Below are 557 nucleotides of genomic sequence, written 5' to 3'. Positions count from 1 at the left end.
ATCGGATTGCCCAGGATGAGCACCGCGTTGGCGCTGCCGCGCTCCCGCTTGGTGAACCAGCGCGCGAGGAACACGACCATCGCCGGCAGCACGGCGGCCTCCACCGCACCGAGCAGGAAGCGCACGAGGACGAGCAGCCAGGCGCTGTGCAGCAGCCCCTGCGCCGCCGCGAGCAGACCCCAGGCGAGGGTGCACCAGAAGATCAGCTCGCGGACGCTGCGGCGTTCCGCGTACAGCGTGCCGGGGATCTGGAACAAGCAGTAGCCGAGGAAGAACGAAGCCCCGATGAGCGAGGACACCGCACCGCTGAGCTGCAGGTCCTGCTCCATCCCGCCGGCGACGCCGATGGCGAAGTTGGACCTGTCGAGATACGCCAGCGAGTAGGTGACGAACGCGACCGGGAGCAACCGGAACCAGCGTTGCCTGCCGAGCTCGGCCGGTTCTGCCGCGGAAGTGTGCACGGGCCGACTCCTTCGTCGCCAGTTTCCGCAATACGGGAAACTTTCCTGTATGATGAAAACCTGTGCTGACTTTACGAAGCGGCCACAACGCGGTCA

Annotated in this window: 1 protein-coding gene; it reads right to left on the bottom strand. The window is 66.2% G+C overall.

From position 1 onward, the window contains the following. Positions 1–461 (bottom strand): MFS transporter (locus ACFP1K_RS41230; protein ID WP_380764070.1); only part of this gene is annotated, 461 nt, incomplete at its 3' end. Positions 462–557 lie beyond the last annotated feature (96 nt).

It is taken from the genome of Sphaerisporangium aureirubrum (assembly GCF_042658925.1).
Classification (GTDB): domain Bacteria; phylum Actinomycetota; class Actinomycetes; order Streptosporangiales; family Streptosporangiaceae; genus Sphaerisporangium; species Sphaerisporangium aureirubrum.
This window is presented reverse-complemented; position numbering and strand designations above follow the sequence as displayed.